The 14,343-nt window shown below is 39.2% G+C and carries 14 protein-coding genes and 1 tRNA gene; 12 read left to right on the top strand and 3 right to left on the bottom strand.

All coding sequences use genetic code 11. The annotated features are described in order from the left end of the window. Nucleotides 1–23: 23 nt before the first annotated feature. The 10 genes from FQT67_RS06815 (at nucleotide 24) to serB (ending at nucleotide 9,973) form a co-directional block, all read left to right on the top strand. Complete coding sequence (locus FQT67_RS06815; RefSeq protein ID WP_003056802.1) at nucleotides 24–473, top strand: flavodoxin; 450 nt, start codon at nucleotides 24–26, stop codon at nucleotides 471–473. Nucleotides 474–648: 175 nt separating this feature from the next. Further along, nucleotides 649–933: a chorismate mutase gene (locus FQT67_RS06810; protein ID WP_003056806.1), complete on the top strand. Its 285-nt coding sequence runs from the start codon at nucleotides 649–651 to the stop codon at nucleotides 931–933. Further along, nucleotides 926–2,188, top strand: a complete 1,263-nt coding sequence (locus FQT67_RS06805; RefSeq protein ID WP_003061692.1) for a voltage-gated chloride channel family protein — start codon at nucleotides 926–928, stop codon at nucleotides 2,186–2,188. The genes FQT67_RS06810 and FQT67_RS06805 overlap by 8 nt, the downstream gene beginning before the upstream one ends. 114 nt (nucleotides 2,189–2,302) lie before the next feature. Beyond that, nucleotides 2,303–2,650: a 50S ribosomal protein L19 gene (rplS, locus tag FQT67_RS06800; RefSeq protein WP_002985298.1), complete on the top strand. Its 348-nt coding sequence runs from the start codon at nucleotides 2,303–2,305 to the stop codon at nucleotides 2,648–2,650. Nucleotides 2,651–2,979: 329 nt separating this feature from the next. Continuing rightward, nucleotides 2,980–3,051: transfer RNA gene (locus tag FQT67_RS06795), tRNA-Arg, on the top strand. 220 nt (nucleotides 3,052–3,271) lie between these two features. Continuing rightward, nucleotides 3,272–4,483 carry an FtsW/RodA/SpoVE family cell cycle protein gene (locus FQT67_RS06790; protein ID WP_046159397.1) on the top strand — a complete coding sequence of 404 codons (1,212 nt, stop codon included), beginning with the start codon at nucleotides 3,272–3,274 and terminating at the stop codon, nucleotides 4,481–4,483. 101 nt (nucleotides 4,484–4,584) lie between these two features. Next, nucleotides 4,585–5,145 carry an HAD-IA family hydrolase gene (locus FQT67_RS06785; protein ID WP_100206401.1) on the top strand — a complete coding sequence of 187 codons (561 nt, stop codon included), beginning with the start codon at nucleotides 4,585–4,587 and terminating at the stop codon, nucleotides 5,143–5,145. After that, nucleotides 5,146–7,098, top strand: coding sequence for a DNA topoisomerase (ATP-hydrolyzing) subunit B (gene gyrB / locus FQT67_RS06780; RefSeq protein ID WP_003061244.1), 1,953 nt, complete (start codon nucleotides 5,146–5,148; stop codon nucleotides 7,096–7,098). A 349-nt stretch (nucleotides 7,099–7,447) separates the two neighbouring features. Further along, nucleotides 7,448–9,172 carry a septation ring formation regulator EzrA gene (gene ezrA / locus FQT67_RS06775; protein WP_003054074.1) on the top strand — a complete coding sequence of 575 codons (1,725 nt, stop codon included), beginning with the start codon at nucleotides 7,448–7,450 and terminating at the stop codon, nucleotides 9,170–9,172. 132 nt (nucleotides 9,173–9,304) lie between these two features. After that, complete coding sequence (gene serB, locus FQT67_RS06770; RefSeq protein WP_012766764.1) at nucleotides 9,305–9,973, top strand: phosphoserine phosphatase SerB; 669 nt, start codon at nucleotides 9,305–9,307, stop codon at nucleotides 9,971–9,973. 26 nt (nucleotides 9,974–9,999) lie between these two features. Here the strand turns inward: serB and FQT67_RS06765 are convergent, their stop codons facing one another. Next, on the bottom strand, nucleotides 10,000–10,455 hold the full coding sequence (locus FQT67_RS06765; protein WP_012766765.1) for a DUF1694 domain-containing protein: 456 nt from the start codon (nucleotides 10,453–10,455) through the stop codon (nucleotides 10,000–10,002). A 224-nt stretch (nucleotides 10,456–10,679) separates the two neighbouring features. Here FQT67_RS06765 and eno point away from each other — a divergent pair, with 224 nt between their 5' ends. Beyond that, on the top strand, nucleotides 10,680–11,987 hold the full coding sequence (eno, locus tag FQT67_RS06760; RefSeq protein WP_003050115.1) for a surface-displayed alpha-enolase: 1,308 nt from the start codon (nucleotides 10,680–10,682) through the stop codon (nucleotides 11,985–11,987). Between the two features lie 148 nt (nucleotides 11,988–12,135). Here eno and FQT67_RS06755 read toward each other — a convergent pair whose 3' ends face one another. Both FQT67_RS06755 and FQT67_RS06750 read right to left on the bottom strand, forming a co-directional pair. Beyond that, on the bottom strand, nucleotides 12,136–13,299 hold the full coding sequence (locus FQT67_RS06755) for a site-specific integrase (protein WP_115256955.1): 1,164 nt from the start codon (nucleotides 13,297–13,299) through the stop codon (nucleotides 12,136–12,138). A 76-nt stretch (nucleotides 13,300–13,375) separates the two neighbouring features. After that, nucleotides 13,376–13,900 (bottom strand): helix-turn-helix transcriptional regulator, encoded by a 525-nt coding sequence (locus FQT67_RS06750; RefSeq protein ID WP_053042317.1) that lies wholly within the window; start codon nucleotides 13,898–13,900, stop codon nucleotides 13,376–13,378. Nucleotides 13,901–14,073: 173 nt separating this feature from the next. Here FQT67_RS06750 and FQT67_RS06745 point away from each other — a divergent pair, with 173 nt between their 5' ends. After that, entirely contained in the window at nucleotides 14,074–14,262 is a 189-nt protein-coding gene (locus FQT67_RS06745) for a hypothetical protein (protein ID WP_046177300.1), read from the top strand. Nucleotides 14,263–14,343 lie beyond the last annotated feature (81 nt).

Raw genomic sequence — 14,343 nt, 5'->3', positions numbered from 1 at the left:
TTTAGTAATTTTGGGAGGAATTTATGGCATTAGCAAAAATCGTTTATGCCAGCATGACAGGAAATACTGAAGAAATCGCTGATATCGTTGCAAATAAATTGCAAGAGTTGGGCCATGATGTTGACATTGACGAGTGCACAACAGTTGACGCTTCAGAATTTGAGGATGCTGATATAGCAATCGTTGCGACTTATACTTATGGTGATGGTGATTTACCAGATGAAATTGTTGATTTTTACGAAGACCTACAAGATTTAGATTTAGAAGGTAAAATCTATGGCGTGGTCGGCTCTGGTGATACATTCTATGATTATTTCTGCAAGTCTGTCGATGACTTTTCAGAGCAATTTGCCCTTACTGGCGCAACCAAAGGTGCAGAGCCTGTCAAAGTAGACTTGGCAGCAGAAGATGAAGACATCGACCGTTTAGAGGCCTTTGCAGAGCAACTCTCACAGGCTGTTAATAATCTATAAAACTATTTAGTAAAAATGTCAGGGGCTTCCTTGGCATTTTTAGCTTTTTAACCTAAAATAAAGGGAATGTCACTTCAGGGTAGGAATTGAAAAAAACAATCAGCTTCACCTTGCTTCTGATCCTCTTATTAACTATAATAAAAAGATAATCTAATACATCTAGAAAAGGAAAGTTATGCGTTTAGAAGAGATACGACAAGAAATCAATGGTATTGATCAACACTTGGTTGCCTTATTAGAAAAGCGGATGGCACTTGTGGAGCAAGTAACAGCTTATAAACTAGCTAATCAATTGCCTGTCTTAGATCAGGCGAGGGAAAATCAAATCCTAGATAGGGTTTCTCGTCTTGTTAAAGACCAAGCATTTAAACCAGTTATCCATGAGACATTCAAAACCATTATGTCTCTTTCACGACAGTATCAAACGCAACACTTAACAGGTGGTGAGACTAATGATTAAATCAATTGCAACACTGCCTAAACCTTCCTTGAAAGAAGTGTTAGGACTAGTAGGCTTGGCGCTTCCCATAGGGGTCGTGGTTGGAGTGGTTGATGTTATTTTTGGCAAAGGGCTTTTGTTTCTTTCCGAATATCGCGACCAACACCTTTTCTTGCTTCTTCCTTTTCTTTCCCTAGCAGGCCTTGTTATCGTTTTTCTTTACGATAAGTTAGGCAAAGAGGTTCGTCAAGGGATGGGATTGGTTTTTCAGGTAGGGCATGGTCAAAAAAATCAGATTCCTCCTATTCTCATTCCTCTTATTTTGTTCTCAACTTGGGTAACCCACTTATTTGGAGCGAGTGCGGGTAGAGAAGGGGTAGCCGTTCAAATAGGAGCTACCATCTCTCATTATTGTCGGAGATTTGTGACTAGTCAAGAAGCCGCACGACATCTTTTGATTATGGGGATGGCAGCCGGTTTTGCAGGGCTTTTTCAAACGCCAATTGCTGCTGTCGTATTTGCCCTCGAGGTTTTATTAGTAGGAACGCTTCGTTATTCCGCTTTATTGCCTTCCTTAGTTGCTGCTTACGTGGCTTCTTGGACTTCCCATGCCTTGGGATTAGAGAAATTTACGATTGTTCTTGAAGAAACATTGACCATAACTCCCTTAACATTGGTTAAATTAATTGGGTTAGGCCTTATTTTTGGTCTGGTGGGAAATAGTTTTGCCTATTTACTTGGCTGGTTTAAACCTTACCTCAGTCAAAAGCTACCAAATCCTTATTTCCGGATTGCTTTTATCGGTGCTTTGTTATCTATCTGTCTGATGATTGGTCACGTCGGAAGATATAGTGGTCTAGGAACCAATTTGATTGCGGCAGCTTTTTCTGGTCAAACTATCCTAACTTACGACTGGCTTTTAAAAATGATTGTGACGGTTATCAGCTTGTCCGCAGGTTTTCAAGGTGGTGAAGTGACACCTCTATTTGCTATTGGAGCTTCTTTAGGCCTCGTTTTGGCCCCTTACTTAGGTCTTCCTGTACTGTTAGTTGCTGCACTTGGTTACGCCACGGTATTTGGAAGTGCCACTAATACGTTTTGGGCCCCTATTTTTATTGGGATAGAGGTCTTTGGACCGGATAATGCCTTGGCTTATTTTGTGACAGCAGCAGCAGCCTATATGGTCAGTCACAGACATTCCATTTACAGTTATCAAAAAGTGGCAATGACTAATTTGGAAGACATGACAGTAAATCAGGTGGATTTAAAAAAATAGCTTTACAATAAAGAAGCTTTTTGTTAGAATAAAATTTGTGTGTAATGGACACACGAAAATTACGGCTAATCCGCTAAGACAAGTACTTAAGATTAGTAAGATAGGAGAATAAAAATGAATCCATTAATCCAAAGTTTGACAGAAGGTCAACTTCGCTCTGATATCCCTAACTTCCGTCCTGGTGACACTGTTCGCGTTCACGCAAAAGTTGTCGAAGGAACTCGCGAACGTATCCAGATTTTTGAAGGTGTTGTTATTTCACGTAAAGGTCAAGGGATCTCAGAAATGTACACTGTTCGTAAAATCTCAGGTGGTATCGGGGTAGAGCGTACATTCCCAATCCACACACCACGTGTTGACAAAATCGAAGTTATCCGCCACGGTAAAGTCCGTCGTGCGAAACTTTACTACTTGCGTGCATTACAAGGTAAAGCTGCTCGTATCAAAGAAATTCGTCGTTAATCCGAATAAGAGGCGATGGAATGACAAAAGGCTAGAGTGTTCTAGTCTTTTTTTCTTGTTTTATAGCGTTTATTGGAGAGGTAGAAGTCATGTGAGTTTGGCAAAACAGGTTAAGTAGATGATCCATTATGTCTAGAAAGAAGACAATAGAAACACCGAAAACAGTAGTTGCTGGTTCGATTCCGGCAGGGGTCATATCGGGTTCAGAACTTTGAACTGACTCCCTGAACCATCTTGTTAGTCATCATGAAAATGAGACCTCTTGACTGAGATTTGAACTTGCATTCCCTCTTTTTCTAGGTTACAATAGATACTACAGATATCCAGTAGACCCCTTAGTTCAATGGATATAACAACTCCCTCCTAAGGAGTAGTTGCTGGTTCGATTCCGGCAGGGGTCATATCGGGTTCAGAGCTTTGAACTGGCCGCCTGAACCATTTTGTTAGTCATCATGAACATGAGCAATCTGTTGTTGAACAGTCTAGGATAGCTTTTCCTAGAGAAAAGGTGTTGATGATAGGCTGGTTTGCCCTTAGATTGGGGCTCTTTTTCATTTTTGGCTAAATGAACTTCAACAACCGTATTTTACCACTATGGTCACTTAAAAAGGAGGTTGCCTCTTGTCTCAAAGGAAATCTATTGAACGTCGTATTGACTATGCCATTGTTTTTCCTGTTTGTTGTTTACTAGTGTTAGGATTGGTTTCTATTTATGTGGCGACAAGTTATGATTTTCCACAGCATGTGATAGCCGTTATGGGACAGCAGGTGCTATGGATTGCTATTGGAGCAGCCTTAGCCTTTATCCTGATGTTTTTCACTACAGCCACTCTATGGAAATTGACGCCCTGGTTGTACCTTCTGGGACTCGGTTTAATGATTTTGCCCTTAATTTTCTTTAGCCCTCAGTTGGTAGCGGCAACAGGAGCTAAAAACTGGATTACGATTGGATCGGTGACCTTGTTTCAGCCCTCTGAGTTTATGAAAATCGCTTATATCTTATTGATGGCAAGAGCAACAGTCTGGTTTAAAGGAAAAAAAGAGCGTATCCACTTCAAAGACGATTGGATTCTATTGGGGTTTTATGTCATTATAACGTTTCCTGTGCTACTCTTACTTGCTTTGCAAAAAGATTTAGGGACTGCTATGGTTTTTCTTGCCATTTTGGCGGGAATGGTCCTCATGTCTGGGATTTCCTGGTGGTTAATCATTCCTTTAATTTTTGTCGTAGTGGGATTTCTTGTGGCCTTTTTCCTTATCTTTTTATTCCCTGAAGGCAAAGAGTTGCTTTTAAAACTGGGAATGGATACTTACCAATTGAATCGTATTTCAGCGTGGTTAGATCCTTTTGCTTTTTCAGAAACTATCGCTTATCAGCAAACACAAAGTATGATTGCAATCGGCAGTGGGGGACTGTTTGGAAAAGGGTTTAATGTTTTAGAATTGCCCGTTCCTGTTAGAGAAAGTGATATGATCTTCACTGTTATTGCTGAAAATTTTGGTTTTATGGGTTCAGCTCTGTTATTAATGCTTTACCTGCTCTTGATTTATAGAATGTTAAAAGTCACTTTTGAGTTTAATAACCTCTTTTACACTTATATTTCAACAGGCTTTATCATGATGATTTTGTTTCATATTTTTGAAAATATTGGAGCAGCGATTGGTATTCTACCCCTTACGGGAATTCCTCTGCCCTTTATTTCACAAGGGGGCTCAGCCTTAATTTCCAACTTGATTGGGGTCGGTCTGATTTTATCGATGAATTATCAACAGGTGCTAGCGCGTGACAAAGAAAGCGAAAAAAACTTAAAGAGACGCCTACGCTATCATTAGAAAATAAGGGACCTAGTGCTTGTGAGGCAAGTTGTTACTAGTCCCTTTTTATTTACGGAAATCACTGTAAAATTAAGTGAATTTGTGATATAATGAAAGGCATGGATTATCACGATTATATATGGGATTTGGGTGGTACCTTACTCGATAATTACGAAATTTCGACCCAGGCCTTTGTTCAGACGCTAGCCTTTTTTAACCTTCCAGGTGAACATGATGCAGTTTACCAAAAATTGAAGGAATCTACAGCCATTGCGGTTGCGACCTTTGCTCCATACCAACCTCAATTTTTGCAAGAGTACAAGCAAAATGAAGCGGCAAAGCTGACTCAACCGATTTGGTGTCTGGGAGCTAGGGAAATTTTGGCTCAAATTGTGGCGTCGGGATCACGTAATTTTTTAGTGTCTCATCGTGATCAGCAAGTTAACCAGCTGTTAAAACAAGCTGGACTCTCGGAATATTTTACCGAAGTGGTAACAGCTTCGAATGGTTTCGCTCGTAAGCCTAATCCTGAGAGTTTACTTTATTTAAAAGCAAAATATAACATTGAGAGTGGCTTGGTTATCGGGGATCGTGACCTTGATAGGCAAGCGGGACAGGCAGCAGGTTTTGATACCTTGCTTGTTGATGGTAGAAAAAACCTATTGGAGATAGTAACTTAGATGATTGAAGAAAACAAACAAGTTGAAGAGAAAGCACAAGAATATGATGCCAGTCAGATTCAGGTCTTAGAAGGCCTTGAAGCGGTAAGGATGCGTCCCGGAATGTATATCGGATCTACAGCTAAAGAGGGCTTGCACCACTTAGTATGGGAAATCGTCGACAATTCTATTGACGAGGCATTAGCCGGATTTGCTACTCACATCCAGGTGTTTATCGAGGCAGATAATTCAATCACAGTCGTTGATAATGGGCGTGGTATCCCCGTCGATATCCAAGCTAAAACAGGTCGTCCAGCCGTTGAAACTGTCTTTACCGTTTTACATGCCGGAGGGAAATTCGGCGGTGGAGGCTATAAGGTTTCTGGAGGACTACATGGTGTTGGTTCCTCTGTTGTGAATGCCTTATCGACACAATTAGATGTTCGTGTTTATAAAAATGGTCAGATACATTACCAAGAATTTAAACGCGGAGCTGTCGTAGCAGATCTTGAGGTCATTGGAACCACTGATGTGACTGGGACAACGGTACACTTTACACCAGATCCAGAAATTTTTACCGAAACGACTGAATTTGATTACAAGGTTTTAGCAAAACGTATTCAAGAATTAGCCTTTTTGAACCGTGGTTTAAAAATTTCTATTACAGATAAACGCTCAGGTATGGAACAAGAAGAGCATTTTCACTACGAAGGTGGTATAGGCTCTTATGTTGAGTTTTTAAATGATAAAAAAGAGGTTATTTTTGACACTCCTATTTATACTGATGGTGAGTTAGAAGGGATTGCCGTAGAAGTTGCGATGCAATACACCACTAGTTACCATGAGGTGGTCATGAGTTTTGCCAACAATATCCATACCCACGAGGGTGGAACTCACGAACAAGGATTTCGAACAGCTCTTACTCGGGTCATTAACGATTACGCTAAGAAAAATAAAATCCTTAAAGAAAATGATGATAATTTGACAGGTGAAGATGTCCGCGAAGGCTTAACAGCAGTCATTTCTGTCAAACATCCAAATCCACAATTTGAGGGACAGACCAAGACAAAACTTGGCAATTCAGAGGTTGTTAAAATCACTAACCGTCTCTTTAGTGAAGCCTTTCAACGTTTTCTTTTAGAAAATCCACAAGTTGCTCGTAAAATTGTGGAAAAAGGCATTTTAGCCTCTAAGGCTAGAATTGCAGCTAAGCGAGCTCGTGAAGTGACTCGAAAAAAATCCGGTTTGGAAATTTCCAACTTGCCTGGTAAATTGGCCGATTGCTCTTCAAATGATGCCAGCCAAAACGAACTTTTCATCGTCGAAGGAGATTCAGCAGGGGGATCAGCTAAATCAGGTCGTAACAGAGAGTTTCAGGCCATTTTGCCTATTCGAGGTAAAATCTTAAACGTGGAAAAGGCAACTATGGATAAAATTTTGGCCAACGAAGAAATTCGAAGTCTCTTTACTGCTATGGGAACGGGTTTTGGTGCAGATTTTGATGTGTCAAAAGCTCGTTACCAAAAGTTGGTGATTATGACTGATGCGGATGTCGATGGTGCCCATATTAGAACTTTATTACTAACACTCATTTATCGCTTTATGAGACCGGTTTTAGAAGCAGGTTATGTTTACATTGCTCAACCACCTATTTATGGGGTGAAAGTTGGTAGTGAGATCAAAGAATACATTCAACCTGGTATTGAACAGGAAGAACAATTAAAAACAGCTCTTGAAAAATACAGTGTCGGCCGTTCAAAACCAACTGTCCAGCGTTATAAAGGTCTGGGAGAAATGGACGATCACCAACTCTGGGAAACGACAATGGATCCTGAGAATCGTTTGATGGCACGTGTTACTGTTGATGATGCAGCAGAAGCAGACAAAGTATTTGACATGCTCATGGGAGACCGTGTTGAGCCAAGACGTGAATTTATCGAGGAAAATGCGGTTTACAGTACTTTGGATATTTAATGACCTTGTTAGCCGTATAAGGATTTGTTACCAAAGAGGACGAACTGACTAAAACCTGTGCCGATAGGGTGCTGATTTAGCATGTCGCTATCTCTAGGAATAGTGTTAATGAATAGGTGTTGAGGCCAGGCTTCGACACCTATGCTAGTCTCTACTAAGAAAGCCATGTGAGTCGCTTGTAGGAGATTGTTGAATTAGTCAAATATGTTTTGAAATGCACTTGAAAGTATGTTATAATCGTAACGTTATAGTGTATTTTTGATAAAATTTTAATAAAAGGCGATTAAGGAGTCTCGATTTTTGCTGAGACACACGTTGACAAATCGCATCTAATAATAAGGAGATTCAGATGTCAAGCGGAATTATCTTGCTGATTGTGGCTATAGTCCTACTAGTGATTATCGCCTATCTAGTAGGTGTCATTATACGAAAACGTAATGATTCACTAATTACCAGTCTAGAAGAACGAAAACAGGCCTTGTTTGCCCTGCCTGTTAATGATGAGATTGAAGAAGTGAAATCATTGCATTTGATTGGACAAAGTCAAACGTCTTTTCGTGAATGGAACCAAAAGTGGACGGATTTAACCCTCAACTCTTTTGCAGATATTGAAAATCATATCTTTGAAGCTGAGAATTTGAATGACACGTTTAACTTTATTCGTGCCAAACATGAAATTAGTAGTGTTGAAAGTCAGCTTAACCTTGTTGAAGAAGATATTACCTCTATTCGTGAAGCGCTTGGTATCTTAAAAGAGCAAGAAGAGAAAAATAGTGCACGGGTCACACATGCCCTTGATTTGTATGAAAAATTACAAGCATCTATCTCTGAAAATGAAGACAACTTCGGTTCTACTATGGCTGAAATCGACAAACAGATGAAGAATATTGAAACTGAATTTTCACAATTCGTTGCTCTCAATTCTTCTGGAGATCCTGTTGAAGCGGCTGAAGTACTCGATCGAGCTGAAGAGCATACGATTGCATTGGGACAAATCACTGAGCAAATTCCAGCCATTGTGGCTAAATTAGAAGATGATTTCCCAGATCAACTAGATGATTTGGAATCTGGTTATCGTCGCTTACTTGAAGAAAATTACCATTTCCCAGAGAAAAATATTGAAGCTCGTTTTCAAGAAATTCGCGAGTCTATTCGTGCCAACTCTTCAGAATTGGTGACTTTGGATTTAGATCGTGCTAGAGAAGAAAACACTCATATTCAAGAGCGAATCGATTCTTTATATGAGTTATTTGAACGTGAAATCGCGGCTTATAAGGTAGCCGCTAAAAATAGCAAAATATTACCACGATACTTGGCTCATGCTAAACGCAATAACGAACAACTTAAAACTGAAATTTCTCGTCTATCTCGAAAATACATTTTGAGTGAAAATGAAGGGTTCAATGTTAAAGCTTTTGAGAAGGATATTAATGACGTTGAGGAAAACACTCTTGAAATTGCAGAGCAGTTTGGTACACAAGAAAAACCATTCTCAGAACTACAACTTATTTTTGAACGCAGCATCAAAACATTAGCGTCGGTTGAATCTGGTCAAATGGATGTTTTTGAAGCTGTCAAAGATATTGAAAAAATTGAATCGCATGCCCGTCAAAATCTTGAAATTTATGTGACTCAACTTCACATGATCAAACGTTACATGGAGAAGCGTAACTTACCTGGAATCCCTCAAGATTTCCTTAGTGCTTTCTTCACTACTAGTTCTCAATTAGAAGCTTTAATGGATGAACTTAGCAGGGGCCGCATCAATATTGAAGCAGTTTCACGCTTATCTGAGGTTGCTACGGTGGCTATTGCAAACTTAGAAGAATTAACTTACCAAGTCGTTCAAAATGCGACTTTGACAGAACAATTATTACAATACTCTAACCGTTACCGTTCCTTTGAAGCTGGTGTTCAAAATAGTTTTGAGCACGCCTTGAGATTGTTTGAAGTAGACAATGATTATCAAGCATCATTTGATGAAATATCTTATGCACTTGAAACAGTAGAGCCTGGAGTGACAGACCGTTTTGTTAACTCCTATGAAAAGACGCGTGAGCGTATCCGTTTTTAATACCTAAAAGCCTGTGATTTATCACGGCTTTTTTGCTAGCTATTGGTTTTAGTTGCTAATGAAAAGAAGCGATTTAGGCGAAAAAATCGTTATTAAAGTGCTTATTGGTTGTGATAATAGAAGGGGAACAATATGAAAACTGTGACAGGGTTATTGTTATTGGATGTCGATGGGACACTCATTCAAGAAGAAGTGATTAATCTTCTTGGAAAAGAAGCAGGGCAAGAAGAGGAAATTGTAGCCATAACAGCAGCAGCCATGGCATGTCAATTAGATTTTAAAACAGCTTTAGTTCAGCGAGTCTCTCTTTTAGCTGGTTTACCTACAAGTGTCTTTGAAAAGGTTTCGCAATCTCTTCATTTGCATAAAGGGGCTAAAAAGCTTATTACGGAGATGAAGAAAAGAGGTTATAAAATTGGTCTAGTGTCGGGAGGTTTTCATGAGATTATTGATGACTTGGCGGCTACTCTTGAGATTGATTATGTTAAAGCTAACCACTTAGAAATAAATTGTGGGCGTTTAACAGGAAGTGTCATAGGAAAAGTGGTAACTCAACAGACAAAGGTCGATTGCCTCAAAAGATGGGCTGATGAGAATGGTTTAAGGTTGTCACAAACCATAGCTGTTGGGGATGGGGCTAACGATCTTTTAATGGTGCAGCAGGCTGGTCTTGGGATAGCCTACTGTGCTAAACCAGTTCTTAAAGAAGTTGCTGATGATCATATTGATCAGCCAGATTTAGGGTTAGTATTAGACTGTCTTGACTCCTATCCTGTCTCTCCACGAAAAAGACAAGCATAATAAACAGATATGCTTGTCTTGTCAGTTTAGTGAAATAATTTTTGCCAAAAGGTTTTAGGTTTGTCAGCCGGTTGATTGATGGTATTACTGTCTTCAGTTTGTGTCAAAATAACTTCTAGGCGTGTTTCAGCTAGGTTTACCACGTGATCTGTGTGAAGAACAAAAGCAAAAGGCGAGGTCATGTGTTTTTCGGTTACGATAGTTGCTGCTAGCTCATATTGTTTGGCTAGTTTCATGTAAAGCATCTGGTAGTTAGGTGCTAACAGTGAAGAAATCTTTAAGGTAAGGGGCTGGTATATTAGAGCAAGATTTGGTAATTCGCTTTCTAAGTAATCTTTTACCCGATTATCTTGGGCATTTTCCAAAGGTAAGCTTAAAACGACTCGCTCAGCATAAGTTCCTAAGTAATGACGTTGTTCGTCAGGGTTGAGTCGTTTTTCTCCTAGGGCGCCTTGTAATAGTTTATCGTCTAACCGCTCCATAACTTTCCTCGCTTTTCTCTCTAGTCTCTTTATTATACCGATTTATCTCCAAAAATACCAATTCAATCAACTGTGGAAGTTTTCTGTAAATCAACGAAAGTTTATGAATGATAAATTGAAAACAAGGTAAGGTTTTCACGAAATTGCTTTTTAAGTTGATTAAAGGCCTAGTTTGTGGTATTATTAACATGTAAAATATTTAAACTCATAAGGAGAGTATTATAATGTCAATTATTACTGATGTTTACGCTCGCGAAGTCCTTGACTCACGCGGTAACCCAACACTTGAAGTAGAAGTTTACACAGAATCAGGTGCATTCGGACGTGGTATGGTTCCTTCAGGAGCTTCAACTGGTGAACATGAAGCCGTTGAACTTCGTGATGGTGACAAATCTCGTTACCTTGGTCTTGGTACTCAAAAAGCTGTTGATAACGTTAACAACATTATCGCTGAAGCAATCATCGGTTACGATGTTCGCGATCAACAAGCTATCGACCGTGCAATGATCGCACTTGACGGTACTCCTAACAAAGGTAAACTTGGTGCTAACGCTATTCTTGGTGTTTCTATCGCTGTTGCTCGTGCTGCTGCTGACTACCTTGAAGTGCCACTTTACACTTACCTTGGTGGATTCAACACTAAAGTTCTTCCAACTCCTATGATGAACATCATCAACGGTGGATCACACTCAGATGCTCCAATTGCATTCCAAGAGTTCATGATCATGCCAGTTGGTGCACCTACTTTCAAAGAAGGTCTTCGTTGGGGTGCTGAAGTTTTCCACGCTCTTAAGAAAATCCTTAAAGAACGCGGACTTGTTACAGCTGTAGGTGACGAAGGTGGATTTGCTCCTAAATTTGAAGGAACTGAAGACGGTGTAGAAACTATCCTTAAAGCTATTGAAGCAGCTGGTTACGAAGCTGGTGAAAACGGCATTATGATCGGTTTCGACTGTGCATCATCAGAATTCTACGACAAAGAGCGTGGCGTTTACGACTACACTAAATTTGAAGGTGAAGGCGCTGCTGTTCGTACATCTGCAGAACAAATCGACTACCTTGAAGAGTTGGTTAACAAATACCCAATTATTACTATCGAAGATGGTATGGACGAAAACGACTGGGATGGTTGGAAAGCTCTTACTGAACGCCTAGGCGGACGTGTTCAATTGGTTGGTGACGACTTCTTCGTTACAAATACTGAATACCTTGCTCGTGGTATCAAAGAAAATGCAGCTAACTCAATCCTTATCAAAGTTAACCAAATCGGTACTTTGACTGAAACTTTTGAAGCTATCGAAATGGCTAAAGAAGCTGGTTACACTGCCGTTGTATCACACCGTTCAGGTGAAACTGAAGATTCAACAATCGCTGACATCGCAGTTGCAACAAACGCTGGCCAAATCAAAACAGGTTCATTGTCACGTACAGACCGTATTGCTAAATACAACCAATTGCTTCGTATCGAAGATCAACTTGGTGAAGTTGCTCAATACAAAGGAATCAAATCATTCTATAACTTAAAAAAATAATCTCTTTATGGGGTTAAGGGCTTAAAAGCCTTGATATTAAGCACTTTGGGGCAGCATCCCAAGGTGCTTTTTTTAGAATTTACTACCCTATGTACTACCCCTAGTAAAATTGGGTATAGTAAGAGGGTAACCCAAGATGGGGAAACCCTTATAAACTATTGATTGCTGTTTCATAATTTGAGACAGCTTTTTTTGCGTTTTCTTGGTTAGTGTGCCAATAAACATTCTCGGTCATCATCAAATTAGAGTGTCCTAGTCTGTATTGCACATCTTTGGGGCTAGCTTGAGCGTAGAGCATCATAGTAGTATGTGTATGACGGAAACCATGGAATGATACATTAGTCACGCCAGCAGCCTTAAAATGCTTATTTAGGCGTTGTCTTAAATTACAAGCATAGGCATACTTTTCTGTAAATACAGAGAATACGACTGTTTCAGACCGCCCTAATTGCCATGATTGCACTTGTTGGCGGTTTTTGTAGTGCTTGAGCATAAGTAACGTGGCATTGTCTATTGGTATATCACGATAACCAGCACTTGATTTAGGCGAGTTTATTTCTTGGTATCGGTTGAGTGTCTTATTGATGCTGATAATACCATTGTCTAGGTTAATATCAGACCATTCAAGGACTAGAGCCTCACCGATACGGCAACCAGTAGCTAATAAAGTCTTGTATAGAACAACATCAAACAAGTTTTCATAGTTTGATTGGTCGAGTGTATCGAGATAATCAAGAAACTGTTTTAACTCTTTGTTGTCTAGGTATTTTACAGCAGTTTTTTCTTTTTGCTGCTTTCGTGGCACTATAACATCATTAGCTGGGTTATATGTAATCACTTGCATAGAAACACCATACTTTAAAATACGCTTATTCATGTTATGGAGTAAGGAGTAGTTAGCAAACGCTCCCTTTTGCCCAGTATTAGCTTTGTCCGCCCACTTGTTTACTTGTTGTTGGATAATAGGCGTAGTGAGTTTAGATAGCTTATAATCGCCAAATACAGGCAATAAATGAACTCTAACAAGCCCCTCCATAGATTGGCGCGTGTTTGGTTTAACAGAGTTCTTATAACTATCCCACCAACTACTTGCAAGCTCTTTATAAGTAGTTATGGTTGGCTTGTCTTTAACTGTACATCCGTTAGCTATAAAAGCATTGATAGCCTCACGCGCTTTGGTTTTACAGCCTTTTTTAGTGGATGCTGTAACAGTTGTACGGGCTTTCTTGCCCGTTAGTTGGTCAACACCTAGATAAACACTAGCATAGTAAACTTTTTGACCGTTCTGTTTGATTTTATCTTTGATATTCATGTATTTGTACCTTTCTTTCCATCAGCAGGCAAGGCGCGTGGTTTTGTTAGGTATTTATACATGAGGATTTGTTAGTTTAGTTCTTTGTTTTGAAGTTTTCTATTTTATTCTTAATGATTTCCCCTTCAGCTTGTCTATCTTTTAGTTTCAGTAGGATTTTTATTGTTTCTTGTAAGATGGTTACTTGTGTAATTAGAGGCTGAATAAGCGAAAGTATTTCTTCGGTTGAATATTTATCGGGGTCTAGTTGTTTTATCAACTTATTTACTAATTCATCAACTTGTTTATCAGCTTGTTTATACATATTGTAGTAGCTATCATACTGTGTATTAACCGCTTTTTGTATGTTTGGAAGTTCTTCCTTCATAGTATCGACAACTTTATCGTAAGCCAATAGGTATGATAGTGGAACGTTAAAATATTCAGCGAGTTTTTCCCAAATTTCTCCGTTTCTTGGCTGGCGCTCTCCTTTCTCATAATACATAAGTTGGCTACTTGATACTATTATTTCGTACCGATTTTTTAACTCATCACTGAGTTTTTTTAGTGAAATTCCGTCTCTTTTACGTAATTCATTCAGTCTATTTATCGTATTAACCATAGTTCCTCCTTGAAGGGAATAAAGTATTTTCAAGATAAGTATAGCATAAATCTAGAATGACACAATAAAAAATTCTCAAAAAAAGAACAAAAAAGATTGATATTCTTAAAAAGAGAATATAAAATAAATTTGTTCTCAAAAAGAGAATATAAATAAAAAGCTAGGAGGGAAATATGCTTATTACAGAAACTCAAGCTAAAGCTATTCGCCGCAAGATTGCTGATAAGCAGCTAAAGCAGCATGAATTTGCTAAAGAAATTGGCGTAGCTAGTCGCACAGTTCCTAAAATAGTAGCTGGTAACTATAAAGCACCAAAGCGAATTTATGCAGCAGTCATGGAATGGCTGGCAAAAGATTATTAAGGTACAAAAAAAGCCATGTACAGAGGACCAAACCAATGTACACGGCTAAGGGATTAACAAAACTCAAGCAAAGGCAAGGCG

It is taken from the genome of Streptococcus sp. NCTC 11567, from assembly GCF_902141215.1.
Taxonomy (GTDB): domain Bacteria; phylum Bacillota; class Bacilli; order Lactobacillales; family Streptococcaceae; genus Streptococcus; species Streptococcus dysgalactiae.
Note: the sequence above shows the minus strand (reverse complement) of the source record. Positions and strands in the feature narration are given on the sequence as shown.

Excerpts from the sequence above, each read along its gene's own strand:
- FQT67_RS06815 (WP_003056802.1), top strand. The coding sequence starts at position 24 with ATGGCATTAGCAAAAATCGTTTATGCCAGCATGACAGGAAATACTGAA.
- FQT67_RS06810 (WP_003056806.1), top strand. The coding sequence starts at position 649 with ATGCGTTTAGAAGAGATACGACAAGAAATCAATGGTATTGATCAACAC.
- FQT67_RS06805 (WP_003061692.1), top strand. The coding sequence starts at position 926 with ATGATTAAATCAATTGCAACACTGCCTAAACCTTCCTTGAAAGAAGTG.
- rplS (WP_002985298.1), top strand. The coding sequence starts at position 2,303 with ATGAATCCATTAATCCAAAGTTTGACAGAAGGTCAACTTCGCTCTGAT.
- FQT67_RS06785 (WP_100206401.1), top strand. The coding sequence starts at position 4,585 with ATGGATTATCACGATTATATATGGGATTTGGGTGGTACCTTACTCGAT.
- gyrB (WP_003061244.1), top strand. The coding sequence starts at position 5,146 with ATGATTGAAGAAAACAAACAAGTTGAAGAGAAAGCACAAGAATATGAT.
- ezrA (WP_003054074.1), top strand. The coding sequence starts at position 7,448 with ATGTCAAGCGGAATTATCTTGCTGATTGTGGCTATAGTCCTACTAGTG.
- serB (WP_012766764.1), top strand. The coding sequence starts at position 9,305 with ATGAAAACTGTGACAGGGTTATTGTTATTGGATGTCGATGGGACACTC.
- FQT67_RS06765 (WP_012766765.1), bottom strand. The coding sequence starts at position 10,455 with ATGGAGCGGTTAGACGATAAACTATTACAAGGCGCCCTAGGAGAAAAA.
- eno (WP_003050115.1), top strand. The coding sequence starts at position 10,680 with ATGTCAATTATTACTGATGTTTACGCTCGCGAAGTCCTTGACTCACGC.
- FQT67_RS06755 (WP_115256955.1), bottom strand. The coding sequence starts at position 13,299 with ATGAATATCAAAGATAAAATCAAACAGAACGGTCAAAAAGTTTACTAT.
- FQT67_RS06750 (WP_053042317.1), bottom strand. The coding sequence starts at position 13,900 with ATGGTTAATACGATAAATAGACTGAATGAATTACGTAAAAGAGACGGA.
- FQT67_RS06745 (WP_046177300.1), top strand. The coding sequence starts at position 14,074 with ATGCTTATTACAGAAACTCAAGCTAAAGCTATTCGCCGCAAGATTGCT.